The sequence below is a fragment of the Haloleucobacter ellipsoideus genome (assembly GCF_052491725.1).
In genome coordinates this window covers 161,162-185,421 of the sequence record NZ_JBQWAR010000019.1, presented here as the reverse complement: position 1 = coordinate 185,421, position 24,260 = coordinate 161,162, and the positions used below count along the sequence as shown (strand labels likewise).

At 62.2% G+C, this 24,260-nt stretch carries 25 protein-coding genes and 1 tRNA gene; 12 read left to right on the top strand and 14 right to left on the bottom strand.

From position 1 onward, the window contains the following. The first annotated feature begins 38 nt into the window (after positions 1–38). Positions 39–1,541: a polyphosphate:AMP phosphotransferase gene (gene pap / locus ACT6QG_RS10965; protein WP_444977605.1), complete on the top strand. Its 1,503-nt coding sequence runs from the start codon at positions 39–41 to the stop codon at positions 1,539–1,541. A gap of 54 nt (positions 1,542–1,595) precedes the next feature. Here pap and ACT6QG_RS10960 read toward each other — a convergent pair whose 3' ends face one another. After that, entirely contained in the window at positions 1,596–1,772 is a 177-nt protein-coding gene (locus ACT6QG_RS10960) for a hypothetical protein (RefSeq protein WP_444977604.1), read from the bottom strand. Positions 1,773–2,055: 283 nt separating this feature from the next. Here ACT6QG_RS10960 and ACT6QG_RS10955 point away from each other — a divergent pair, with 283 nt between their 5' ends. Continuing rightward, positions 2,056–2,217, top strand: a complete 162-nt coding sequence (locus ACT6QG_RS10955; RefSeq protein WP_444977603.1) for a hypothetical protein — start codon at positions 2,056–2,058, stop codon at positions 2,215–2,217. Positions 2,218–2,346: 129 nt separating this feature from the next. Here ACT6QG_RS10955 and ACT6QG_RS10950 read toward each other — a convergent pair. Next, positions 2,347–2,421, bottom strand: a tRNA-Gln gene (locus tag ACT6QG_RS10950). Between the two features lie 165 nt (positions 2,422–2,586). Here ACT6QG_RS10950 and ACT6QG_RS10945 point away from each other — a divergent pair. After that, a complete protein-coding gene (locus ACT6QG_RS10945) occupies positions 2,587–3,162 on the top strand; it encodes a hypothetical protein (RefSeq protein WP_444977602.1) in 576 nt (191 codons plus the stop codon). Between the two features lie 155 nt (positions 3,163–3,317). Here the strand turns inward: ACT6QG_RS10945 and ACT6QG_RS10940 are convergent, their stop codons facing one another. The 6 genes from ACT6QG_RS10940 to folP all read right to left on the bottom strand — a co-directional run bounded on the left by ACT6QG_RS10940 (position 3,318) and on the right by folP (position 9,090). Beyond that, on the bottom strand, positions 3,318–4,121 hold the full coding sequence (locus tag ACT6QG_RS10940; RefSeq protein WP_444977601.1) for an enoyl-CoA hydratase-related protein: 804 nt from the start codon (positions 4,119–4,121) through the stop codon (positions 3,318–3,320). Positions 4,122–4,595: 474 nt separating this feature from the next. After that, positions 4,596–5,411, bottom strand: coding sequence for a TIGR02186 family protein (locus ACT6QG_RS10935; protein ID WP_444977600.1), 816 nt, complete (start codon positions 5,409–5,411; stop codon positions 4,596–4,598). Next, positions 5,408–6,334: a sulfite exporter TauE/SafE family protein gene (locus ACT6QG_RS10930; RefSeq protein ID WP_444977599.1), complete on the bottom strand. Its 927-nt coding sequence runs from the start codon at positions 6,332–6,334 to the stop codon at positions 5,408–5,410. Before ACT6QG_RS10930 ends, ACT6QG_RS10935 begins: the two co-directional genes overlap by 4 nt. 243 nt (positions 6,335–6,577) lie before the next feature. Further along, positions 6,578–7,567: a methylmalonyl Co-A mutase-associated GTPase MeaB gene (gene meaB, locus ACT6QG_RS10925; RefSeq protein WP_444977598.1), complete on the bottom strand. Its 990-nt coding sequence runs from the start codon at positions 7,565–7,567 to the stop codon at positions 6,578–6,580. Between the two features lie 117 nt (positions 7,568–7,684). Beyond that, complete coding sequence (gene folK, locus ACT6QG_RS10920) at positions 7,685–8,227, bottom strand: 2-amino-4-hydroxy-6-hydroxymethyldihydropteridine diphosphokinase (protein ID WP_444977597.1); 543 nt, start codon at positions 8,225–8,227, stop codon at positions 7,685–7,687. Continuing rightward, entirely contained in the window at positions 8,224–9,090 is an 867-nt protein-coding gene (gene folP, locus ACT6QG_RS10915) for a dihydropteroate synthase (protein WP_444977596.1), read from the bottom strand. The genes folK and folP overlap by 4 nt, the downstream gene beginning before the upstream one ends. Positions 9,091–9,261: 171 nt before the next feature. Between folP and ygfZ the strand changes: the two genes are divergently transcribed. Beyond that, positions 9,262–10,176, top strand: a complete 915-nt coding sequence (gene ygfZ / locus ACT6QG_RS10910) for a CAF17-like 4Fe-4S cluster assembly/insertion protein YgfZ (protein ID WP_444977595.1) — start codon at positions 9,262–9,264, stop codon at positions 10,174–10,176. After that, positions 10,176–10,775 carry a DNA-3-methyladenine glycosylase I gene (locus ACT6QG_RS10905; RefSeq protein WP_444977594.1) on the top strand — a complete coding sequence of 200 codons (600 nt, stop codon included), beginning with the start codon at positions 10,176–10,178 and terminating at the stop codon, positions 10,773–10,775. The genes ygfZ and ACT6QG_RS10905 overlap by 1 nt, the downstream gene beginning before the upstream one ends. A 25-nt stretch (positions 10,776–10,800) precedes the next feature. Here the strand turns inward: ACT6QG_RS10905 and ACT6QG_RS10900 are convergent, their stop codons facing one another. Beyond that, positions 10,801–11,364: a nitroreductase family protein gene (locus tag ACT6QG_RS10900; protein ID WP_444977593.1), complete on the bottom strand. Its 564-nt coding sequence runs from the start codon at positions 11,362–11,364 to the stop codon at positions 10,801–10,803. Between the two features lie 276 nt (positions 11,365–11,640). Here ACT6QG_RS10900 and ACT6QG_RS10895 point away from each other — a divergent pair, with 276 nt between their 5' ends. Continuing rightward, positions 11,641–12,606: an RgsD C-terminal domain-containing protein gene (locus ACT6QG_RS10895; RefSeq protein WP_444977592.1), complete on the top strand. Its 966-nt coding sequence runs from the start codon at positions 11,641–11,643 to the stop codon at positions 12,604–12,606. A 180-nt stretch (positions 12,607–12,786) separates the two neighbouring features. On the opposite strand, the gene thrS is transcribed toward ACT6QG_RS10895, so the two are convergent. After that, positions 12,787–14,763 (bottom strand): threonine--tRNA ligase, encoded by a 1,977-nt coding sequence (gene thrS, locus ACT6QG_RS10890; RefSeq protein WP_444977591.1) that lies wholly within the window; start codon positions 14,761–14,763, stop codon positions 12,787–12,789. A gap of 363 nt (positions 14,764–15,126) precedes the next feature. On the opposite strand from thrS, the gene ACT6QG_RS10885 reads away from it, so the two are divergent. Then, positions 15,127–15,756 carry a L,D-transpeptidase gene (locus ACT6QG_RS10885; RefSeq protein WP_444977793.1) on the top strand — a complete coding sequence of 210 codons (630 nt, stop codon included), beginning with the start codon at positions 15,127–15,129 and terminating at the stop codon, positions 15,754–15,756. Positions 15,757–15,809: 53 nt separating this feature from the next. Then, entirely contained in the window at positions 15,810–16,835 is a 1,026-nt protein-coding gene (locus ACT6QG_RS10880; RefSeq protein ID WP_444977590.1) for an amino acid ABC transporter substrate-binding protein, read from the top strand. A gap of 124 nt (positions 16,836–16,959) precedes the next feature. Here ACT6QG_RS10880 and cutA read toward each other — a convergent pair whose 3' ends face one another. Further along, the gene (cutA, locus tag ACT6QG_RS10875; protein WP_444977589.1) at positions 16,960–17,334 is read right to left on the bottom strand and encodes a divalent-cation tolerance protein CutA; all 375 of its coding nucleotides are present in this window, start codon (positions 17,332–17,334) and stop codon (positions 16,960–16,962) included. 196 nt (positions 17,335–17,530) lie between these two features. Here cutA and ACT6QG_RS10870 point away from each other — a divergent pair, with 196 nt between their 5' ends. The 4 genes from ACT6QG_RS10870 (at position 17,531) to ACT6QG_RS10855 (ending at position 21,405) form a co-directional block, all read left to right on the top strand. Beyond that, the gene (locus tag ACT6QG_RS10870) at positions 17,531–18,343 is read left to right on the top strand and encodes an NAD kinase (RefSeq protein ID WP_444977588.1); all 813 of its coding nucleotides are present in this window, start codon (positions 17,531–17,533) and stop codon (positions 18,341–18,343) included. 17 nt (positions 18,344–18,360) lie between these two features. Continuing rightward, on the top strand, positions 18,361–19,779 hold the full coding sequence (locus ACT6QG_RS10865) for an MBOAT family O-acyltransferase (protein WP_444977587.1): 1,419 nt from the start codon (positions 18,361–18,363) through the stop codon (positions 19,777–19,779). Between the two features lie 14 nt (positions 19,780–19,793). After that, on the top strand, positions 19,794–20,879 hold the full coding sequence (locus tag ACT6QG_RS10860; RefSeq protein WP_444977586.1) for an alginate O-acetyltransferase AlgX-related protein: 1,086 nt from the start codon (positions 19,794–19,796) through the stop codon (positions 20,877–20,879). 112 nt (positions 20,880–20,991) lie between these two features. Continuing rightward, positions 20,992–21,405 (top strand): winged helix-turn-helix domain-containing protein, encoded by a 414-nt coding sequence (locus tag ACT6QG_RS10855; protein WP_444977585.1) that lies wholly within the window; start codon positions 20,992–20,994, stop codon positions 21,403–21,405. Here the strand turns inward: ACT6QG_RS10855 and modC are convergent. The 3 genes from modC to modA form a co-directional block, all read right to left on the bottom strand. Continuing rightward, on the bottom strand, positions 21,392–22,516 hold the full coding sequence (gene modC / locus ACT6QG_RS10850) for a molybdenum ABC transporter ATP-binding protein (protein WP_444977584.1): 1,125 nt from the start codon (positions 22,514–22,516) through the stop codon (positions 21,392–21,394). The two genes, ACT6QG_RS10855 and modC, sit on opposite strands and share 14 nt — an antisense overlap. Beyond that, entirely contained in the window at positions 22,513–23,202 is a 690-nt protein-coding gene (gene modB, locus ACT6QG_RS10845; protein ID WP_444977583.1) for a molybdate ABC transporter permease subunit, read from the bottom strand. The genes modC and modB overlap by 4 nt, the downstream gene beginning before the upstream one ends. 162 nt (positions 23,203–23,364) lie before the next feature. Next, positions 23,365–24,177, bottom strand: a complete 813-nt coding sequence (modA, locus tag ACT6QG_RS10840) for a molybdate ABC transporter substrate-binding protein (RefSeq protein WP_444977582.1) — start codon at positions 24,175–24,177, stop codon at positions 23,365–23,367. Between the last annotated feature and the right edge of the window lie 83 nt (positions 24,178–24,260).

The window sequence follows — 24,260 nt, the reverse complement described above, 5'->3', positions numbered from 1 at the left end:
GCTATCCGGCCCCATTCTTTCGGAAGGGAACTTACTGGATGTTCGAGTCGGCCAAGGTTGACCATACCCTCGACAAGGCTGCCTTCAAGGCGTTGGCGCCCAGCCTGCGGGAAGAGCTGCTCAATGTTCAGTTCCAGTTGATCGAGCAGAACCGCCGCAGCCTGCTGGTGCTCATTCATGGTCCTGATGGCGCGGGCAAGGGCGCGGTGCTCAACCAGTTGTACAACTGGCTGGATATCCGCAAGCTCGATACGCTGACCTATAATACCGAAGACATCGGCCATGATGATCGCAAGCACCCGACCATGTGGAAATACTGGCGTGGCCTGCCTCCCTATGGCGATATCGGGCTGATGCTGGGGTCCTGGTATCACAAGCCGATCAATGACTGGATTCTGGGGCGCGCGGATGATGACATGCTGGCCCGCAGCATGGATCGCATCCGCCGCTTCGAGGCGATGCTGGATGCCGAAGGCGTCAGCATCCTCAAGATCTGGCTGTATCTGGACCACAAGGAAGCACACAAGCGCCTCAAGGCGCTGACCGATGGCAGCTACAAGCGCCCGGTGGTGCGGGAGTGGAAGGAACTCACCAAAAAGACGGATCGCGAGCGGCTGAAGAATGTGGCGGAAGAAGTGGCCCGCACCACATCCACCGATTTCGCCCCCTGGCAGGTGGTTCCGGCCAGCGATTCCCTCTATCGCGATGCCACCATTGGTGGGGTGTTGCTGGAGAAGCTGCGGCGCATAACGACCCTGCCGCAGACGGAGGCCGAGCCTCTTCCAAAGCCCACCATCCCGAGCATTGATGCCGGAATTCTGCCGCGCTTTTCCATTCTTTCCACGCTTGATCTGACACAGAAGCTGGAGAAGAGCGATTATGATGCCCAGCTCGCACGGGAGCAGCATCGGATTACAGCGGCGACAACTTCTTCCGCCTTCGAGAAAAGGGGCCTTGTGCTGGCTTTCGAGGGGAGCGATGCGGCCGGCAAGGGATCTGCCATCCGCAGGGTGCGACAGGCTTTGGACCCACGCTATTTCCGGGTCTATCCCACCGCGGCGCCAACCGATGAAGAGCTGGCGCGCCCCTATCTGTGGCGCTTCTGGCGCTCCATTCCGTCTCTGGGGCAAACCGCGATCTTCGATCGCTCATGGTATGGGCGCGTTCTGGTGGAGCGCGTGGAAGGGCTCTGCTCGCCATCCGATTGGGGGCGCGCCTATGGCGAGATCAATGATTTCGAGGCAGAGCTTTCCCGCTCGGGCCTGATCGTGCTCAAATTCTGGCTGGCGATCAGCCAGGAAGAGCAGAAGCTCCGCTTCGAGGCGCGCGAGGCCATTCCCTACAAGCGCTTCAAGCTGACACCGGAAGACTGGCGGAACCGCGCCAAGTGGCCTCTTTACGAAGAGGCGGTGACGGAAATGGTGGATCGCACCTCTACCGCGCTTGCCCCGTGGACACTGGTGGAGGCGGAAGACAAGCGCTTCGCCCGGGTGAAGATTCTGCGCACCATCGCCAACCGGCTGGAGGAAGAGCTCTCTTGAGGCCGATGGCGGGTCTGTGAAGGCCCGGTGCAGGACTAGGCTGTTTCCGGCTGTTCAGACGTCTTTCTTCATCTGGAAGACGACCCAGCCGGAAAAGCCGAGCACAAGGCCGCCAAGCACCAGCCCGCCCACACCGCCCCAGAGCAGGCCGGTATTGCCGGCCAGCCAGTGTCCGCCCAGTGCGCCCATGACGCCGAGGATGAGAGGGGCAAGGCAGCCGATTGCAATCATGTGAGGGGCTTCACCAGTGTTGTTTCCGGGGCAGTCTGCATGTGCAGTGCAGCATGCTTGTGCCAAATGCCGCAGAGACAGACAAGGGTCGTGCGGTTTTCGGCCGCGTGTGAAGCGTCGATATGGAGCGGTTTCAGAAAAGCGTCATGCTGGGCAATAAGGGGTGTTTTGAAGCCCTCCTCTTGACTGTGGCGCCCTGCTGCCGCACTTGCCAGAGCCAATGTGCCGGATGATCTGCTAGATTGGCGGGAAATTCATCTGGATTCGTCGATGCGAGGGAAAGATGCGGATCTTGCTGGGTGTGATGATTATCGTGGCGCTGGCGGGCTGGGTGGCATTTGCCTATGCCCTGTGCCTGGGCGATGCCGAAAAGGCATTTGATTATGTGCTGTGGGCTTTGATGTTCACGACATTCTCATGGCTGAGCATCCGCGAAGCGGCCTGAATTGCCTGCAAACCTGAACCATGCATAACCCCGCTGCGGCGGGGTTATTCGTTTTCCGCTTCTGCCATCCCTCGGGGCGCATTGTGCCGGGATGTGCTGTGGCCGTTCGGGCATGTTTTCAGGAAAAACTGGCTGGGGCGGGAGGGTTCGAACCTCCGAATGGCGGAATCAAAATCCGCTGCCTTACCACTTGGCTACGCCCCAATCAGGAGGCCGGAACATATATGTGGTGAGCGCATCTGCCAATACCAGCTTGTGGATGAACCGGTAAGAATGAAAGGGGGCCGCAACTCGTGATGCTGGTCTGCTACGCGCCATGTATAATGCGGTTGCGGTTCGATATCTGAAAAATACAGGCGGGGGATGAGCATGAGCAGGTCTCGGGGGCAGGGCGAAGGCACAGTCTCGTGCGGGCGTAACAGGCCCGGGGCGGCGCATATGGGCCGCAAGGGGGCACGGATCGCGAGCTGGAAAAGCGCGTTCGGCCTTGGGCTCGCTCTGGGCGCGGCGTTCATCCTGTTTCCGGCGACGGCCGATGCCGCGCCGCCCAGCCGCATGAAGCTCTGTGGTGATGAATGGACCGCTGCCAAGAATGCCGGAAAGGTTCCGGCCGGCCAGACATGGCAGGACTTCTATAAAGGCTGTAGCGCCAGGCTGAAGGCGAGCGACACTTCAGGCGCTGAGCGGAAAGGCGCCAAGGAGCGGCCGCCGCGAAACCCGGAAGATGCGAAGCGCACCCGCCCCCAGTCCGCACAGGATGGCGCGCCCCACAGGAACAGGGATGCCGCCGGATCTTCCGGGCAGGGCCGGGATGCATCCCGCGCCCGGCAGAAGCAGTGTGGGGAGGAATGGCGCAAGCTGAAGGCCGCCGGCCAGGTGCCGGCGGACCAGAAGTGGCCGCAGTTCTGGAGCGCCTGCAATGCAAGGCTGAAGACATCCGGCTGAACCGGACCTGTTTCTGGCGCGGCTGCCTTCTCCTTCAGGGGGCAGCCCGCCCGGCCACATGTATCTGCAACAGGAAGAAGGCCGCATCCTTTGCGGTTTGTCCCATTGTACTGAAGCGGTAGCGGGACAACCTTCGGGCGTCGCCTCTTTTGCTTCTATGCCGGCTTGTGCGGGCGGGTCACGCCTGTAAAGCGGGGTGCGCGCTTTTCAGCAAAGGCAAGGCGTCCCTCGCGATAGTCCTCACTGCTGTTGGCAAGTGCGGTTGCCCGGCGCGCCTCTGCCAGAACCGCATGCGGGGCGCCTTCAGCGGCACGGATGGCCAGCTTGGCCGCCTTCAGGGTCAGCGGGGCATTTTCCGCAATTCTTTTCGCCAGCTTTTCAGCGGCGGCTTCCGCTTCAGAGGCTTCTGTCAGAAAATCGACGCCGCCAAGCTCAAAGGCGCGCTGGGCGCTCAGGCGGTCTGCCGTGAAGAAAAGGGTGCGCGTGCCCTGGCTTCCATAGGCGCGCAGAAGACGCGGCAGGCCGCGTGGATCATAACCCAGCCCCAGCCGGGCGGCCGGAATGGCAAAGAAGGCATCCGCCGCAGCCAGACGCAGGTCACAGCTTGCCGCAAGCGCTGCACCGGCGCCCACGCAGGCGCCCCGGATGAGGGCCAGAGTGGGAAAAGGCAGCGCCTCGACTGCCGCGCAGGCAGCCTCGACGAGATCATCATAGGATTGTGCGCCGGAAGCATCTGCCCGCGCGCCATTGAAATCTGAAATATCCGCGCCGCCAGAGAAGGCCAGTTCCCCTTCACCCCGCAGAATGGCAATGCGAATATCGCCCCGCTGGCTGGCAGACTTGGCGAAATCGGCAATCTGCTGCCACATGCCGGCGGAAATGGCATTTCTGCGTTCCGCATTGGAGAGCACAAGGCGGGCGACGCTGTTCTCGACGCTGACGGAGATGGTACCTGCCACATGAGCCTCCCTGCCGGGCCGGACATTTGCTGGAAGAGCCGGGCCGATGCGTGACGCAAATGGCGGCCTGCCAGTCTCTCGGCAGGTTGCAGCAGAACCCGGGGGCTGGCCACCGGCTCTTATATGCCTGAAAATCACAGCCATAGCCACCAGAACCCGCCATCCCCGCTCTGGCGGATCTGTAGCTGAGGCCCTTGCTGAACGAGAAACGGGACGGTGCTTGGAGCACCGTCCCGTCTCAACGGGTGCCGGTCAGGGCTAGGCACCCGAAGCTCTGTGTCAGCAGGCGGGAGAAAATACCCGATTCAGTTGCTCTTGTTTGCCGCCTGGGGCGGTGAACTGCAAGAGCAGGGCTGATGAAAAAATAAGCGATATGCCGTTTCTGCTCTTGATACGTGTAAAAACCGGGTTTCGACCCATGAGCAGGTTGTAAAATCTGTCGGGAACTCTTTTTGAGATGGAATATGACTCATCTCATTCCTTCCGGAATACAATGCTACCTATAAAGCCAACCAAAAGGCTGCCGACTGCAACTATGACACCATAAACAACACCATTGTTTTGTGCCAGGGTTGCAACCTCCTGTTCAAAACCGCTGCGCTCCACATCGAAACCACCCACAGCCTGCGCGATCACATTGCCATCCCGCAGCAGTTTGGCTGTCACCTCATAATGGCCCAGGGGCGCGCGGCCGGGAATCTTCACTTCCGCCCGGAACACGCCGGGTGCGATGAAGCGCACCCCTTCCGGGTTCTCCTGATAGAAATGCTCGCTTTCCTGAATGCGCAGAAAGGCGGCGCGGAAGGGGTCTGTCGGCACCACATCGGCAAAATCCGGCCCCACCCTTTGCAGCAGCAGATTGCGGATCAGGCCGATCTGCTCCAGACGCAGGGTCTGCAGGCTGGCCATCTCCTCCGGCGGGCGGCTGGCCTGTACACTCAGGAATGATGGCGCGGCAACAAAGGTCCGGCTGGCCGTATTGATCCACAGCCCCATCACCCGCGCCTTGCGCCAGGTGACAAAGCTGGCATTGGGCCCGCGCACCGTGATGACGACATCCGGGTTCAGGTCCAGATCCTCATCCTTTTCGGCAACGCCGAAAATCACCAGCTCCGCCCCGGTGAAGTTGGACGAGATGCGCACTTCCGGCTGGGAAATGGAGAGCACGACCTTGTTGCGGGAGGGCTCCGGCATATCGGCGGATGCAGGCGAGGCGGGCAGGAACAGCCCCGCGCCAGCCATGCAGCACAGCAGTTTCAGAAGAGGCCGGAGGGGATGAGGAGCGCTCATTCCGGCGTCTCCACATGGGTCACCACGAAACGGTCCGCTGGCGTGCGCACCAGATCGAACGCCACACGCAGGCCCACCGAGAGCACCAGCAGGGCGAGCAGCAGGCGCAGATAATCGGGGCGGATGGTCTGCCCCGTGCGGGCGCCGAACTGCGCACCCATGGTGCCGCCGATCATCAGTACAAAGGCCAGAACGGCATCCACCGTGCCATTGCTGGCGGCATGCAGAACGGTCGCTGCGGCCATGGTGGCGACCGTCAGCACGGATGAGGTGCCAACCGCAGTGGTTGTGGGCACCCGCAGCAGATAGATCAGCGCCGGCACGAGAATGAAGCCGCCGCCCACGCCCAGCACCGCGCCCAGCAGGCCGATCATCCAGCCCAGCGCCACGACGGGGATGGTGGACACATAGATGCGGGCGCGCCGGAAACGCATTTTCAGCGGCAGGCGCATCACCCAGCTGTGGGTTCCCGGCCGCCGCACCTGCGCCTTTCCGCCATGGCGGGTGCGGATGATGGCCCGCACGCTTTCCGCCAGCATCATGAAGCCGATGCCGCCCAGCAGGACCGTGTAGGAAAGGCGGATGATGAGATCCACCTGCCCGATGGTATCGAGCCATGTGAACAGGGCCACGCCACATACCGTGCCCACCCCGCCCCCCGCGAGGAGAATGCCGGCAAGGGGCAGGTCAACCATCCCCTTGCGCAGATAGGACAGCGCGCCGGAAAAGGAGGATGCAGCCATATAGGGCGAAACGCTGGCCACCGCGACTGCCGGGGGAATGCCGGTAAAGATCAGCAGCGGCGTCATGAGAAACCCGCCGCCCACGCCAAACATGCCGGAGATAAACCCCACGGCAATACCCATGGCGAAGATGCTGAAAATCGCCACCGGCAGTTCGGCAATCGGCAGATAAATGGTCACGGCACCCACCCGTTGCAGATCAGGGGGACTTCATGGCGTTTAAGCCATCAGCCTGAGGAGTTGAAGAAGACACAAGTATAAACCGGCATTGCCGGCTGATGCGGGCCAGATCCGTCCATAAGGTGCCAAGGATGGAGGACAAACGCCAGCTTTTCCAGCCCGTGGCGGGCAAGGGCGGGGCAGGGCGGCGCAGAAACCCGGTCTGGTCTTCCTGCCTGTCCCCTGGCCCGCGAGGAGAAGCTTCTAGAGCCCGATCAGCCCGGCAATTTCAGCCGCGGCCATGGAGGGCGCCAGCGTGCCAGCCGCAACCGCCCGCTCCAGCCCCGGCAGGCGGGCCTTGACGGTGGGGTCGTTCGTCACCCGCTCTGTCAGCTTTTCATTGAGGAGGGTCCACATCCAGCGCACCTGCTGGGCCTGCCTGTTTGCGGCGAAATGGCCGGCCGCCTCGCATTTCTGCCGGTGCAGCTCCACCTGCTCCCACACCTCGGCCATGCCATCACCCGTGAGGGCCGAATAGGTGAGCACGGGCGGGGACCAATAGGATTGGCGCGCACCCAGCAGATGCAGGGCAGCGCGATATTCCCCGGCCGCGGCGCGCGCGCGGGGAATATTGTCGCCATCAGCCTTGTTGACGGCAACGATATCCGCCAATTCCAGCACACCCTTCTTGATGCCCTGAAGCTCATCCCCCGCGCCGGGCAGCATCAGCACCAGAAAAGTATCGGTCAGCTCGGCAACCGTGGTTTCGGATTGGCCGACGCCAACGGTTTCAACCAGAACCACATCGAATCCGGCGGCCTCGCACAGCAGCATGGTTTCACGGGTCTTGGCCGCAATGCCGCCCAGTGTGCCACCGGAGGGAGAGGGGCGGATGAAGGCCCTGGGGTCCACCGCCAGCTGCGACATGCGGGTCTTGTCCCCCAGAATGGAGCCGCCGGTACGGGTGGAGGAGGGGTCCACCGCCAGCACGGCCACCTTGTGCCCCCGGGCGGTGAGGAGGCTGCCCAGCGTATCTATGGTGGTGGACTTGCCAACGCCGGGCACGCCGGTAATGCCGACACGAAAGGCCTTGCCGGTGTGCGGCAGAAGCTTCTGCAACATGGCATGGGCACGCTGGCGATGATCGCTCCGGCGTGATTCCACAAGGGTGATGGCGCGGGCAAGAGCTGCGCGCTCTCCCTTCAGCACGCCTTCCGCAAGCTTGGCATCATCCAGATGGTGCTGGCCCGTCATGCCCCTCGTCCCTCCCGCGCCATGTGCCGGCACATGTTCCGATTGCATATGGGGAAATCGTCATGCCCGGGCCGTAAAGTCCAGCCCTATTTCAGTCGCAGCCTGTGCCGGGCCATTTCAGGCCGCATCAATCCTGACGATACCCGATCTGTCGAGCCCGGCCAGTGCGTCATCCGCCCTGCGGCCCTGTATGATGATCTGCGGGGCGATTTCGACAAGGGGCACGAGAACGAAGGCCCGTTCCAGAATGCGCGGGTGCGGCAGTTCCAGATCCGCATCCGTGCTGTGCACATCGTCATAGAGAAGAATGTCTATATCGATATGGCGCGGGCCATAGCGCATCTCTTTCGCCCGGTCGCGCCCCAGCGTGCGCTCGATCCGCAGGGCCAGAGCCAGAAGGGTGTGGGGAGAAAGGGTGGTGCACACCGCCACGACCTGATTGAGATAGGGGCCTTGCGCAATCGGCCCCCATGGCGGGGTTTCATAGAGGGAGGAGCGGGAGCGGATCTCCACACCCGCCAGCTCCAGAAGCTCCAGCGCCTGCTTCAGGGTCTGCTCCCGCGCGCCCACATTCGCGCCCAGGCACAGATAGGCCAGCGCGCGCTTTTCCGCATCTACCGGAAGGGCTTGTGCGGGCAGGGGCAACGGATCCGCCATCATGCCAGCCCCCGAATGGCTTCAGTGACGCGGGCTGCCTGTACATGGGCAGCCACATCATGCACACGGATGATCTCGACCCCGGCCATCAGCCCGATGACATTAGAGGCGATGGTGCCGGGCAGCCGTTCGGCCGGGATGCTTTCCACCACCTTGCCGATGAAGGACTTGCGGGAGGTACCCAGCAGAAGGGGCAGGCCCAGCATGCGCAGCTCGGCGAGCCTGCGCTGGGTTTCCAGATTCTGCGCGAATGTCTTGCCGAAGCCTATACCGGGGTCCAGCACCAGTTTTGAGCGGGAAAGGCCAGCCGCTTCCGCCTGCCTGATGGCGCGCTCGAAAAAGGCGATCATGTCCGCGATGATGTCGATCTCCGGGTCGATCTGCTCGCGATTGTGCATGATGATGGCGGCGGCGTCGAAATCAGCCACCACATGGGGCATGTCCGCATCGCGCATGAAGCCCCAGATGTCATTGATGATGTGGGCCCCATGTTCCAGCGCCAGCCGGGCCGTGCCGGCCTTGAAGGTATCCACCGAGACGGGCAGGGCGCTGTGCCGGGGTAGGGCCTTCAGCACGGGGGCAAGGCGGGCCCATTCATCCTCTGCGGAAAGCGGGGTGTGGCCCGGGCGCGTCGATTCCGCGCCGATATCCAGCATGTCCGCGCCTTCAGCCTCCAGCCGCGCGGCATGGGCCAGCGCATCCTCCACAGCCAGGCTGAGGCCGCCATCCGAGAACGAATCGGGCGTCACATTGATGATGCCCATGATCTGCGCGCGCGGGCCGAGCGTGATGGCGCGCTCACGCGCCTGCAGGGTCACCACCGGTGGCAGGGGGAGAAAAGGCGTGGATGGAGAGGAAACAGACATGACGCGCCGGAATGCTTGAAAGGGCGCACTCAACTCCGTAGAGGCGCACAAGGCAAGCGGTCACATGCAAATGCTTCAAAATTCACTCTTGTTCCACCCTGCTTGCCTGCTCTTGAGGCGCAGGGCGCGCGGGCCTAGGGTAAGCTCCCTTCTGGAATGAGGACCGGCCCCATGTCCGCCATCCAAACCGCCGCCATCCAAACCGCCGCTGTCTATCTGCCTGATCGCATTCTTGCGCGGGCGGCAGGTGTGGATGCAGCCCATTTCCTTCATGGTGTGCTCACCTGTGATGTCGAGCATCTGGAAACCGGTGCATCACGCTATGGCGCCTTGCTGACACCGCAAGGCAAGATCATCTCCGATTTCCTCCTCTATCGGGAGAGCGGGGAGAGTTTCCTGATCGATGCGCCGGAAGAGGTGGCGGCAGATCTGCTCAAGCGCCTCACTTTCCTGCGCCTGCGGGCGAAGGTCACGCTGGAGCGGCTGGATGACCTGGCGGTTGCCGCCCTTGCGCCGGAACATGATGTGCCAGCGGATATCGCGGCATATGCGGACCCGCGCCTGCCTGCTCTTGGCCATCGCCTCATCCTGCCGCGTGAACAGGCGCTGGCGCTGGGTGGGGATGCGCAGGCCCATGAAGCCCGGCGCATCATGCTGGCCGTGCCAAAGGGCGGGGTGGACTTCGCCTATAATGATGCCTTCCCCCATGAGGTGGACATGGACCAGCTGGGCGGGCTGGATTTCAACAAGGGCTGCTATGTGGGGCAGGAGGTGGTGAGCCGCATGGAGCACCGCACCATGGCCCGGAACCGTCTGGTGCAGGCGCTGTTCCCGCATGTGGCTATTGCCGGAGTCGAGATCATGGCCGGCGAGAAGGCTGTGGGGCGCATCACCTCCGCCGCGGGGCGCCATGCCATTGCCAGCGTGCGACTGGACCGGACCGGTGCCGCGCAGGCGGCAGGCACCCCCCTGCTTGTCGATGGGGTGGAGATCAAGCTTGCCCGACCCGAATGGGCCCATTTCGAGATGGAGTGGACGCGCAAGGAAAGCCCGCTGGATCTGCTGGACAAGGTCCGGAAAGGCTGATGGGCATGCGCTCCGATATCGCAATTCTTCACGAGGACGGACTGTGCCGCTGCCCCTGGTGCGGCACGGAACCGCTCTATGTCGCCTATCATGATACGGAGTGGGGTGTGCCGGAGCGGGACAGCCGCGCCTTGTTCGAAAAGCTGCTTCTGGACGGGTTTCAGGCCGGCCTTTCGTGGATCACCATCTTGCGCAAGCGGGACAATTTCCGCCGGGCATTCGACGGGTTCGATCCGGACATAATCGCCCGTTATGATCAGGAGCGGGTGGAGGCGCTGATGCAGGATGCCGGCATTGTGCGCAACCGGGCCAAGATCGAGGCTGCCGTGACGTCGGCTCAGGCCTATCTGAACCTGCGCGAGAAAGGCATCGCCTTCGCTGATGTGATGTGGGATGCGGTGGATGGCGCCCCACTGGTGAACCGCCCCCTGCGCATTTCGGATGTTCCGGCGGAAACGGACCGCTCACGCGCCCTGTCCAGGCGGCTGAAGGGCTACGGGTTCAAGTTTGTCGGCCCCACCATCGTTTATGCGGCCATGCAGGCCTGCGGGCTGGTGGATGACCATCTGGCTGACTGCCTGTGCGCGCAGGCGCGGTGATTCAAGCCCCGCGCCTGCCTTGTCCTCAGAACCGGGTGACGATGCTGGCAAGGTCCGGCCGCGGGCGCTCTTCCAGCACCTGAAGCGGGGTGCCGATATAGATGAAGCCGGCGATACGCTCATGTTCGGCAAGGCCCAGAGCCGCACGGGCGCGCGCATCAAAGGCCGGCCATTCGGTAATCCATGTGCCGCCAAAGCCGAGGGCGGCGGCCGCGAGCAGCGTGTTCTGGCAGCACGCCGCGGCAGACATCAGCTGCTCCCACTCCGGTATTTTGGGGTGGGCAACCGGGCTTGTCACGACAGCGAGAACCAGCGGCACCCGTGCAAAGCGCTGGCGCTCCTCGTTCAGTCTTTTCTCATCGGCATCCGGGTGGTCTTCGGCATAAATTCTGGCAAACGCCTCGCCCGCGCGGTTGCGCCCCTCACCCTCGAAAAGCACGAAGCGCCAGGGCACGAGGCGGCCATGGTCCGGCACACGTGAGGCGATGGTCAAAAGGGTTTCCAGTGCCTCTCCTCTCGGGCCGGGTTCCACAAGGTCCATCAGGCGGAATGAACGGCGGGTGCGCAACAGGTCGAGGGCGTCGGGCATGACAAACACCTTATGAAAATCACATGCAGACAATGCCCAAAGCTATAGCGCAGATGCGGGGGAAAGGAACCTTGGGGGGCGGGCCATTCGCGCCAGCGGTGGACAGAGTGACGCGATCTTTTCGGAAGCCGACAAGATTGACTTGAAACTGCCTCGAATTTTGTGCACCTCAGGAGCATGATGGAAAAGCGATGCGTGCGGGTGGTCAGCCCATCCTGTGCAGTTGAATCGTCGAACGCCTCTCGTCACACAGCACGGCTGTGCAGGGCGCTGGCATTGGTCGCACTTTCTGCCCAGCTTATGATTGCGCCATCTTCAGCGTTCGCGCAAGGGTTGCAGTTTCTGGGGGTGACGCCGCCATCCCAGCAGCAGGCCGGGCCTTTTTCGGGTGAGGCGGGCCGGGTGCTGCAATCGCCATCGGGCGGCGGCCGCCAGCCGCATGAGGTGCTGCCCACCCCGCCGGAAGGCAAGGTCACGCTGGGCGTGTATGCCGCTTATGGCGCGGATCGCAAGCCGATTTCACGCGGTCTTGTCTGGCGTGTCTTCTCGGCCCAGCCGGACCCGGCAACGGGTGCATTCCCCCTTGTGGCGGAGAAGGAGGATGAGGCGATGCCTGTCCTCTTCCTCACACCGGGCAAATATATCATCCATGTGTCCTATGGTCTGGCCAGTCTTGCCAAGGAAGTGACGCTTGGGCAGGTTTCCCAGCGTGAAGCCTTCGAGCTTCCCGCCGGCGGTCTGCGTCTTCAGGGCGATGTGGAGAAGGTCGCGATCAATTCGGACAAGCTGAAGTTCGACATTTTCGAGGGCTCCTTCCTGCAGGGCCGCACATCCAGCCAGCCTTATTACAAGGGTGCCACGGCGGGGGAGGTGCTTTTGCTGCCGGAGGGCATCTACCATGTGGTTTCCAGCTATGGTGATGCCAATGCGGTGGTGCGGGCGGATGTGAATGTCTCGCCGGGCAAGCTCACCGATGCAACCATGCACCATCGCGCTGCCGAGGTGACGCTGAAGCTGGTGAAGACCCGTGGGGGCGAGATGGTGCCCGATACCCAGTGGACCATCATCACGCCCGGTGGTGACACGATTCAGGAATCCATTGGCGCACAGCCCACCGTGGTGCTTTCCGAGGGCTCCTACACGGCCATTGGCCGCAATAATGGTGTGAACTACAGCCTGGAGTTCAAGGTGGAGCCGGGCCAGAACCAGCAGCTCGAAGTGCTGATGAACCGGGCCGGCTAGTTTCCGGCCCTGTCATCTCTCATCAGGCAGCGCCGCCGCAGGAGCAGATCCGCGGCGGCTTTTTTGTGCCGCTCCATGCCTGAAAGGGAGACATGCGGCAGGGGCCTCTGACAAGAAAATGGCCGCGGCACATGATGCCGCGGCCATTTCCAAATATTGAGGCGCAGGGCCGGAAGATGATCAGGCCGCCCTCGTGGCCTGATCCTTCTTCTTCAGATCCGGCGGCACGGCTTCATCCAGCAGTGCGGCGATGACATCATCCAGCGCGCCGCTGGTCTGGTCCTTGGAGCCGAGGCGACGGATGGAGAGGGTCTGCTCGGCCGCCTCCTTCTTGCCCGCCACCAGCAGCACCGGCACCTTGGCCAGCGAATGCTCGCGCACCTTCAGGTTGATCTTCTCGTTGCGCACGTCCAGCTCGGCCCGCAGGCCGGCGGCCCGCAGCTTCGCGACCACCTCATGAGCATAGTCATCGGCATCCGAGGTGATGGTGGCGACCACCACCTGCGTCGGGGCAAGCCACAGCGGGAAGTGGCCGGCGAAATGCTCGATGAGAATACCGGTGAAACGCTCCATCGAGCCGCAGATGGCGCGATGGATCATCACCGGGGTCTTCTTCTGCCCGTCCGCATCCACATAGAAGGCGCCGAAGCGCTCTGGCAGGTTGAAGTCCACCTGAGTGGTGCCGCACTGCCATTCACGGCCGATGGCGTCCTTCAGCGTGTACTCAAACTTCGGACCATAGAAGGCGCCTTCACCCGGCAGAATGCCAGTGGTGATGCGGTCGCCATATTTCTCCTCGATCTGCTTGAGCACGCGCTGCATCACGTCCTCGGCGTGATCCCACACGGCATCAGAGCCCACACGCTTTTCCGGGCGGGTGGAGAGCTTCACGATGATCTTGTCGAAGCCGAAATCGGCATAGGTGGAGAGGATGAGATCATTGATCTTCATGCACTCTTCCGCCATCTGCTCCTCGGTGCAGAAAACGTGGGCATCGTCCTGCGTGAAGCCGCGTACGCGCATGAGGCCATGCAATGCGCCGGAGGGCTCATAGCGGTGCACCACGCCGAACTCCGCCATGCGCAGTGGCAGGTCGCGGTAGCTTTTCAGGCCGTGCTTGAAGATCTGCACATGTCCGGGGCAGTTCATCGGCTTCAGCGCAAAAATGCGCTCGTCGCGCACCTCGTCACCGGCAGACTCCACCTTGAACATGTTCTCCTTGTACCAGCCCCAGTGGCCCGAGGTTTCCCAAAGAGCCGCATCCATCACCTGCGGAGCGTTCACTTCCTTGTAGTCGGCCTTCAGGCGGCGGCGCATATAGGCCACCAGCTCCTGAAACAGCGTCCAGCCCTTGGGGTGCCAGAATACCGTGCCGGGGGCTTCCTCCTGGAAGTGGAACAGGTCCATCTCGCGACCGAGCCGGCGATGGTCGCGCTTCTCGGCTTCCTCAAGACGATGGAGATAGGCGTCCAGCTCCTTCTGGTCGTGCCAGGCGGTGCCGTAGATGCGGGTCAGCATCGGGTTGTTGCTGTCACCGCGCCAGTAGGCCCCGGCGACCTTCATCAGCTTGAAGGCAGTGCCGATCTTGCCGGTGGAAGGCAGATGCGGGCCACGACACAGGTCGAACCACTCACCCTGCTTGTAGATCTTCACATCCTGATCTTCAGGAATGGCATCCACGAGCTGGACCTTGTAGGTCTCGCCCATCTCGGTAAAGACACGCTTGGCCTCATCGCGTCCCCATACTTCCTTGGTGAAGGGGCGGTCGCGGGCGATGATCTCGCGCATCTTCTCCTCGATGAGGGGCAGGTCATCGGTGGTGAAGGGCTCATTGCGGGCGAAATCGTAATAGAAGCCGTTCTCGATCACCGGGCCGATGGTGACCTGCGTGCCCGGCCAGATGGACTGCACCGCCTCGGCCAGCACATGGGCGGCATCATGGCGGATGAGTTCAATCGCGCGCGGGTCATCACGCGTGACGATCTCGATCTTCGCATCGCGGCTGATGGGTTCGGCAAGGTCGGCCAGCTCACCGTCCAGTGTGACGGCGACAGCCTTCTTGGCGAGGGATTTGGAAATCTGGGCGGCGATGTCTGCGCCGGAAATCCCCGCGGGATACTCGCGCACGGCGCCGTCGGGGAACTTCAGAGCAATCATTCTCTTCTCCTTTTGCCCACTCCTGCGTACCACGCAGGTAGGCGTGCCATTCATACGGCTGGCCCTTTTAAGGAGGAAGACCCGCTGCGTCCAGATGCGCGCGCCTCCTGCCGCGTGCTGAACCAGGGCGCACAGGGCGAATTCTGCCTGCGGGCACGATTATTCTTTCCCCCCGAAAGACAGTTCGTTATTCCAGAACAGTGGGAAACCGTTGCCAGTCATGGCGCCATGCGGGTCGGCAGCGGCCGGAAACTTTAGGATGACATGCAAAAAGCATCCATCTGCCGTGCGTTAAGTGCGGATTAAGGTTGATCTGGTGAAACCATGACTTCCGATGAGGATGCGGGAGATGAGGCCGGAATGATGTCAACACTCTTCAAGACTCTGGCCTTCGCCGCCGTGATTCAGGTGGGTGCGGCCGGCCTTGCAACGCAGAGCCAGGCACAGGTGCCGCCGCGCGGCGTGCCGGGTGCAAGCCTCGATATTGGTGACCAGCCAGGCTATGTGCCGCCGGAAGATGATACGGCGATGCTGGAGCCGGCCTATCGCCGCCAGCCGGTCTATTTCCGCACCACGGAGGCACCGGGCACCATCATCATCCATACGGATGAGCGCTTCCTCTATCTTGTCGAGGGCAACAACCGCGCCATGCGCTATGGCATCGGCGTGGGGCGTGACGGTTTCCAGTGGCAGGGCCTGAAGAAGATCGAGCGCAAGGCGGAGTGGCCGGACTGGCGCCCGCCGGCGGAGATGATCCAGCGCCAGCCTTATCTGCCGCGCTTCATGGCCGGCGGACCGGGTAACCCGATGGGCGCGCGCGCCCTTTATATCGGCGGCACGGTTTACCGTATTCACGGCACCAACCAGCCGCAGACCATCGGCTATGCTGTGTCTTCCGGCTGCTTCCGTCTCGTGAACAGCGACATCATCGACCTGTATCAGCGCGTGCCGGTGGGCACCAAGGTCATCGTGCGCCAGCAGGCCACCCTGTGAGGGGTGGTCTCATGCGCCATCCCGTCTCGATTTCAGCTCAACCGGGGGCATTCATGAAGAAGATCCTGGCCCTTCTGGCCGGCGCGGCAACTCTTGCGGTTGCAGGAGTTGGAACCACTGCCGCTTCCGCGCAGACCCTCAAGGCCGTGCAGGAGCGTGGTGAACTGGTCTGCGGCGTTTCCAAGGGCCTGCCCGGTTTCTCGGAAGCGGATGCCTCCGGCAAATGGACCGGCTTTGATGTCGATCTGTGCCGTGCCGTGGCCGCCGCCGCGCTGGGGGATGGCGAGAAGGTGAAGTTCGTGCCCCTCAATGCCGAGGAGCGCTTCCCGGCCTTGCAGAAGGGGGAGATCGACCTTCTCTCGCGCAATTCCACATGGACGCTGGAGCGCGAGGGAGATCTCGGCCTGCTGTTCGCGGGCGTTTCCTATTATGATGGTCAGGGCTTCCTCATTCCCTATGCGCGCAACCTGTCTTCCGCCCTTGAGCTGAGCAAGTCCAAGGTGTGTGTGCAGGCGGGCACGACAGCCGCGGCCAACACGCAGGACTATTTCAAGAATAACGGCATGGAACTGGAACTGGTGACCCAGCCGAATGTGGATGCCCTGCTCGTCGCCTATCAGGACGGCAAGTGCGACACCATCTCCACCGACGTTTCCCAGCTTTATGCCCTGCGCCTGAAGATGGAAAAGCCGGCTGACCATATGGTTCTGCCGGATGTCATCTCCAAGGAGCCGCTCGGCCCCGTGGTGCGACAGGGCGATGACCAGTGGTTCAATGTGGTGAAGTGGACCCTTTATGGTCTGTTGAATGCCGAAGAGCTGGGCGTGACCTCCGCCAAGGTGGATGAGGCTCTGAAATCCCAGAAGCCGGCTGTGAAGCAGTTGCTGGGTGTTGAGGGCAATGCCGGAAAGTCCCTTGGCCTGCGGAATGATTTCGTGGCGCAGGCCGTGAAGTCTGTCGGCAATTATGGCGAGAGCTTCGAGCGCAATGTGGGGACCGCTTCAAAGCTGGGCATTCCGCGCGGCATCAACCAGCTCTGGGACAAGGGCGGCATCCAGTATGCGCCGCCGGTGAAGTGAGGGCGGGGCGCATTTCTCCCCTGTCCTGAACGCCGTGATGAACACACGCCGTCCGCCGCAAGGTGGGCGGCGTTTCTGTTTGCCATGCATATGCCCATCATGGACGTTCCGCTCCTGAGACGGGTCAGGAGCCGCCGGTTTGCGTGACGGACCGGCTCACCCATTCCAGATAGGCGGGCAGGCCGCCCGTCGCCGGCAGAATGACAATTGCCGGCACATCATAGGGGTGAAGAGCGTCCAATCTGGAGACCAGCTCATCTGCGCGCGCGGCCAGGGTTTTCAGCAGCAGGACAACCTCCTCGCCACGCTCCATGGCGCCATTCCATTCATAGATGGAAACCATGCCGGGCAGGATATTGGCGCAGGCCGCAAGCCTTGCCGCGACAATCTGCTGCGCGGCCTGTTCCGCGCTCTCCATGGATGGAAAGGTCGAATAGACAAGGCAGACATCCTGTTCCGGAACATGGGCCGGAGGCACTGAGAGCGCTGGTTTGTCCATTGAACTCCTCTCCCGCCGGAGTGTGGCGGACATGTCATTATCGCCCCGCTCTTTCCATCCGCGCAATGGCGTGACCTCGACAAGGAGAGGCAAGGCGTTTAGACGGGGGCAATGAAATCCGGTTGTGGTGCCGCCCTGTGTGCCGGCGCTGCTTGCTTGTTCCCCTCATACCGCGCCAGAGGAAGCTTCGCCCGCGATGAATGACGCTCAGGGCCTGAAAGTCACGACGGGGGGTGAAGTGGGTGCGACAGGGCGTATCGCATTCGTATCCAGCCAGACCCCGGAGGCGGAATCCGCGCGCGCGCGGCTTGAGGCGCGCTACGGCGCGGTGAATGAGGATGAGGCGGATGTGATCGTCGCTCTGGGCGGCGATGGCCTGATGCTCCAGACGCTGCATCGCTTCCGGGATCGCGGCATCCCCATTTATGGCATGCATCGCGGCTCTGTCGGCTTCATGATGAACACCTATCGTGAAGACGGTCTGGTGGAGCGCCTGGCGGCGGCGCAGCATGTGAAGATCCATCCCCTGCTCATGGAGGCGATGGATAACAAGGGTGTGCGCCATCGCGCGCCGGCCATCAATGAGGTCTCGCTTCTGCGCCAGTCCTATCAGGCGGCGAAGCTGCGCATTTCGATAGATGGGCGCATGCGGCTGGAAGAGCTGATCTGCGATGGCGTGATTGTCGCCACTCCTGCCGGTTCCACGGCCTACAATCTCTCGGCTCATGGCCCCATTCTGCCGCTGGGCACCGCCCTTCTGGCTGTTACCCCCATTTCCCCTTTCCGTCCGCGGCGCTGGCGCGGCGCGCTGGTGCCGGACAGGGTGCGGGTGGATATTGCGGTGATGGAAGCGGAAAAGCGGCCGGTGAGCGCGGTGGCGGACCATTATGAGGTGCGCAATATCGTTGCTGTTTCCGCGCGCCTCGATAAGTCCTCGGCAATAGATATGTTGTTCGACCCCGATCACGGGCTGGAAGAGCGCATTCTCCGCGAACAATTTGTCTATTAAAGGCAAACGGCTTCAGCATGGTCTTTTCGTCTGTCACCTTCCTTTTCTATTTTCTGCCGCTGTTCCTTGCATGCTACTTTCTCATGCCGGGCACACGGACCAGAAACGTGGTGCTGCTGGTCTTTTCTCTGGTGTTCTATGCCTGGGGCGGGCTGGTTGACCTGCTTATTCTGTGTATCTCCATCGTCGCGAATTTCTTTCTGGCTCAGATGGTCGACAGGCACCCGGACCAGACCCGCCTGCGGGCTCTGGCCTTTGCTGTCGGGATCAATCTGCTCGGGTTGATCATCTTCAAATATATCGGTTTTCTCACAACCAACCTGGATGTCCTTCTCGCCCCGCTGGGCATTCATGTGCCCATCATCCAGGCCGAACTGCCGCTGGGCATTTCGTTTTTCACCTTCCACGCCATCTCCTATCTGGTGGACGTGTACCGGCGCAAAGCGAAGGCCAATGGCCGGTTTGAGGAAATCGCGGTCTATATCACCATGTTCCCGCAGCTGGTTGCGGGTCCGATTGTCCGCTATTCCACCATTTCCCACCGCATTCGCGAGCGCCGCACGACGCTGGGGCGGGTTTCGGCCGGCCTGCGCATCTTCATCATCGGCCTGTCCTGGAAGGTGCTGATCGCGGACGAGGTCGCCCCGATCGTGGCGGTGGTCTATGACCAGACGGCAGCGCCCAATCTGTGGGAGGCATGGCTAGGGGTGAATGCCTATACGCTGCAAATCTATTTTGATTTCGGCGGCTATTCCAACATGGCGATTGGCCTTGCCATCGCCATGGGCCTGAAGTTCCCGCGCAACTTCAACCTGCCTTACCGCTCCCTCTCCATGGGCGAGTTCTGGCGGCGCTGGCACATGAGCCTTTCAAGCTGGTTCCGTGATTATGTCTATATTCCGCTGGGCGGAAACCGGTTTGGCCAATCGCGCACCATGCTCAATCTGTGGAGCGTGTTCCTGCTGTGTGGCCTGTGGCATGGCGCCAGCTGGAACTATGTCATCTGGGGTGTGCATCACGGCTGTTTCCTGGTGCTGGAGCGCACTCGTTTCGGAGCGCTGATGGCCCGTGCGCCGGTGATCGTCTCGTTCCTCTATACCCAGTTTGTGCTGATGACGAGTTGGGTCTGGTTCCGCGCCGTCACCTTCGAGGATGCCATTGCGATGTTCCGCGGCATGTTCGGCTTCAATGGCGTGGGCTCGCTCTCTGTCTCGCTGATGGCGGAATTGCAGGTCTTCACCATGATCGTGATGGTTCTGGCATGGCCGCTTGCCATTTTTGGCCTGCCGCGTCCGGGCCTGCGCCAGTTGCCGCAGAAGCTGCGCCTTGCCATCTATGGGCTGGGTGACACTGCGGTGATGTTCGTGCTGTTCGTGCTGTGCATCCTGACGGTCGGTGCTGCTGCGTACAGTCCGTTCCTGTATTTCCAGTTCTGAGCGGGAGGAAGACGATGCCTCTGGTCATGAAGTTCCGCCGGTACTGGGCGATCTTTGTCTTCATCGTGCTGCTGCTGCCGACCATCGGTTTTTTTGCGCCGGATCTGCCCGCCCCGCTGCGCACCGTCGCCGCGCCCGAGGCGCAATGGTGGATGCGGGCATCGCAGCGTCTCGATCCGTATATCAACAATGTCTTCGGCTTCCGCGGCGCCGTGCTGGCGGCCCATAATACCTATGGCCGCTGGCTTGGGGGGGGCGAGAATGAGCGGGTGCTGAAGGGGGAGAACGGGGCGCTGTTCATCAAGGATGAATGGGCTCTGGAGCAATCCATCGGCCAGCTGGTGCGGCCGGATGCCGTGGCCGCCATCGCGGATGTGGCAGCCGAGCTGGATGGTTTCATGAAGGCCCGCGGCGGGCGCATGGTGATGATGCTTCCGCCAAACGGGCATACGGTGAACTCCGAAATGCTGCCCGCCTATGCCCGCGCCCTGAAACGCTCGCCCACGGAATATGATCTCGTGATGCAGGCCGTGAAGGACAAGGGCGTGACCTTCGTGGATATGCGCCCCATTCTTGAGGCTGCGAAGGCGGATGGCCCGGTGTATCGCCTCATCGACACGCACTGGAATGTGCGGGGTGCTGCCCTGGCCTTCAATGCGGCGATGGAGGCTGCCGGCCGGCCGGACTTCGTGTTCCCGCTTTCGGAAATCATCGGTGAGCCCGAGCCGCGCATGGAAGGGGACCTTCTGCGCCTGCTGGGAGAAACCGTGCCCGAGAAGCCGGATATGGATTACGGGCGCAAGGGTGCGATGCTCCATAGCGACAAGCTCACCCCGCTGACGGACCTGCTGCCGCCCACAGACCCCAAAGACCCCTTCAAGATGCAGGCCTATTCCACGGGCCACGCAGGTCCGCGCATCATGGTGATCGGCGATTCATTCACGCAGGGCTTCTGGCCGGGGCTTCTGGCCGCGCGCAGTTCCGCCTATGTGTGGATTCATCACCGCAGCTGCAAGTTCGACCGCAGCGTGGCTGACCGCTTCAAGCCGGACATCCTGATCTATGCCGTGACGGAGCGCTCCTTGCCTTGCAGGAAGTAGCGCCGTGCGCGTTCCGGCGGGGGATTCTGCCGGAAGGTTTCAAACGCCTGCCCATGGTGCCATCATGCAGCGGACCATGTGTGCACGCACATGCTGCCGCGGAGAATGAGAAGTGACGGAGAAAAGACCCGCGCGCCTGTTCATGCGGATCTATTTCCCGGATGGACGCCGGATTGGCCCGGGGAAGATCCTGCTGCTGGAAACCTTGCGCAAAGAGGGGTCCATTCTTTCCGCAGCCAAGGCCATCGGCATGAGTTATCGCCGGGCCTGGCTGCTGGCGAATGAAATGAACACCATGTTCGACCAGAAGGTGATCATCACCCATCCCGGCCGACGCGGAGCCGGCACGGAGCTGACCCCCTTCGGTGAACGCCTGATCACCCTTTTCCGGGAGATGGAGGCCCGCGCCATGCAGGCCAACCAACCCTTTGTGGATGAGCTGATGGCCGCTCTTGTCGAGCCTGCCGGCGATGCCTCAGGGGCAGGTGGAGCGGAAGAGGGCGGTGAGCCTGTTACTGCGCGCTGAAATGGGGTGAGCGGCTGTCCACCGCCACCGCCTTGATCATCGCCCATATTGGCATGCCTTCTTTCAGGGCCAGCCTTTCGGCGCTTTCAGCCGTGATCAGCGCGTGCAGGGAGCGGGCCTTTTCGACCGTTTCATCCGGGCGGGGCAGGGCGATTTCCACATTCACATATGGCCCTTCCTCACGGCGCAGGCCCGTTATGGTGCCGTGCAGATGGTTGGTGATGGAAACGCCATCGGGCCGGGAAAGCGAGATGGCGACATCGCGCGCCCGGATACGTGCCCGCACTGGCGCGCCTTCAGGCAGATCCACCATCGGCACACGCAGCTGCCCTTCCGGGAAGGTGATGGTGGAGAGAAAAAGCTCCGGGGCATGGGTCGAGACATGGCAATCAAACACACTGCCCACATCGAAGCGCCCCAGCACGGGCAGGGCTTCCGGCCGGGTGAAAACCTCGCCCAGCGGCCCGCTGGCCACGACCTTGCCCTCATGCACCGCCGCCATGGTGTCGGACAGGCGGACCACTTCCTCGATGGAATGGCTGACATAGAGGATCGGCAGGCGCAGATCATCCCGCAGCCGTTCCAGATAGGGCAGGATCTCCCGCTTGCGCATCTCGTCGAGGGAGGCGAGGGGCTCGTCCATCAGCAGCAGGCGGGGCTGGGAGAGCAGGGCGCGGCCAATGGCGACCCGCTGTTTCTCTCCGCCGGAAAGGGTATGCGGCCGCCGCTTCAGCAAATGGCCGATGCCGAGCAGATCCACCACGGAGGGAAGGTCGATGATCTCCTTGCGCCCCCGTGCCCGGCGCAACCCATAACGCAGATTGCTTTCCACTGACATGTGGGGGAACAGGCGCGAATCCTGAAACACATAGCCGACATGCCGCTTTTCAATCGGCAGATCGATCCCGCGCGCCGTATCGACGAAGATCTCGTCACCCACGGTGATATGGCCGGTATCCGGCTTCAGCGTGCCCGCCACCATCTGGATGATGGTGGTCTTGCCCGAACCGGAGCGGCCGAAAATGGCGGTGATTCCCGTGCCGGGAATGTGGATGTTGGCGGAGAGGGTGAAGCCTGTGGACCGCCGCAGGGTAACATCGATCTCGATCATACGCGTCCCAGAGCCAGCTTGAGGCGACGATTGGCCATCTCCGCCAGCATCAGCGCGCCGAGGGCAAGGAGAATGGAGACGATGGTGAGGCGCATGGCGCTTTCATCACCATCGGGCATATGGGTGGCGCTGTAGATGGCCAGGGGAATGGTGCGGGTTTGCCCCTCGACATTCGAGACGAATGTGATGGTGGCCCCGAACTCGCCCAGCGCCGAGGCCAGGGAAATGAGGCAGCCGGAAAGGATGCCGGGCATCATCAGCGGCAGGGTGATGGTGAAGAAGGCATCCAACCGGCTCGCGCCCAGCGTGCGGGCGGCGGTTTCCATGCCGCGATCAATGCCATCCACCGCAATGCGTATGGCGTTCACGATCAGCGGAAAGCTGACGACCGCGGCGGCGACCGTCGCGCCCGCAGTGCTGAACATGAGATTGATGCCGAACCAGTCATGCATGTACTGGCCCAGAAAGCCCCTGCTGCCCAGCGCCAGCAGAAGCAGATAGCCCACAACCACGCGCGGCAGCACCAGCGGCAGATGGACCAGCCCATCGAACAGGCCCTTGCCGGGAAAATCCTTCCGCGCCAGAAGCCAGCCGACAATGATGGCTGGCGGCATGGTCCAGATGGTCGCCCAGAAAGCCACACGCAGGCTGAGGCCAACGGCAACCCATTCCTCATATGTCAGCATTTGAGTACCCGAACTGGACAGGGGCGGGGAGGCCGGAGTGCGGCAGCGGCGGGCGGTGCCCTTCCGGTGCCGGAATGGAAACTGCGTCTGCGGTGAGGCAGACGCAGCATATGTTCAGAAAAGCCTGCATGGGCAGCCGGAAAAGGCCGCCATTTTCGCGGCCTACTGCACCGAGAAACCGTACTTCTTGTAGATTTCCCTGGCCTCCGGGCCCAGCAGGAATTCAAAGAATGCCTTGGCTTCCGCCGTATCATGACCCTTTACCAGAGCGAAGGGATACTGCACGGGAGGGTGGCTGCCGGCCGGGAAGGTGCCAACCACCTTCACATTTTTGGTGACGGCGGCATCCGTGGCATAGACCACGCCATAAGGGGCCTCGCCGCGCTCAACGAGGGAGAGAGCCGCACGCACGCTGGCCGCGCCCACAATGCGCGGACGCGCCTGTTCCCACAGGCCCAGATTGGTGAGGGCTGTCTTGGTATAGATGCCAACCGGCACGCTGTCCGTCAGGCCGGTCACCAGCTTTCCATTGGGGCCCAGCAGCTTGTCGAGATCCAGCGACTTGTCGATGGTCACTTCCTTGGCATCCGAGGAGGCCGGAGCGATCAGGACCAGCTCATTGCCGATGGGCGTCGCGCGGCTTGAATCGACGATCAGGCCGCGCTGTTCCAGATAGTCCATCCATTTCAGGTCGGCCGAAGCGAAAATGTTCGCTGGCGCGCCAGCCTCGATCTGCCGGGCCAGATCCGAAGAGGCGGCGAAGGAGAACTTGATCGGGGCATTGCCCTTGGCCTCATAGGCCTTGCTCACATCCTGAAAGGCATTGGTGAGGCTGGCCGCTGCAAATGTTGTGACAGTGGCCGAGGCCGCGCTGGTGGCGGCAGCGGGCTTTTCTGCATGGGCGGAAAAGGAAAAGGCAGATGCAAACAAAAGACCGAGGACAAAGCCGCGGCGAGGCCATTTGATACCAGACATGAACCCGACTCCCCATTGATGTATTTCACGATATATAGCTTTGGGGGTGCGAACAATCCCGTATCTGTATCATGCAGGCCGGA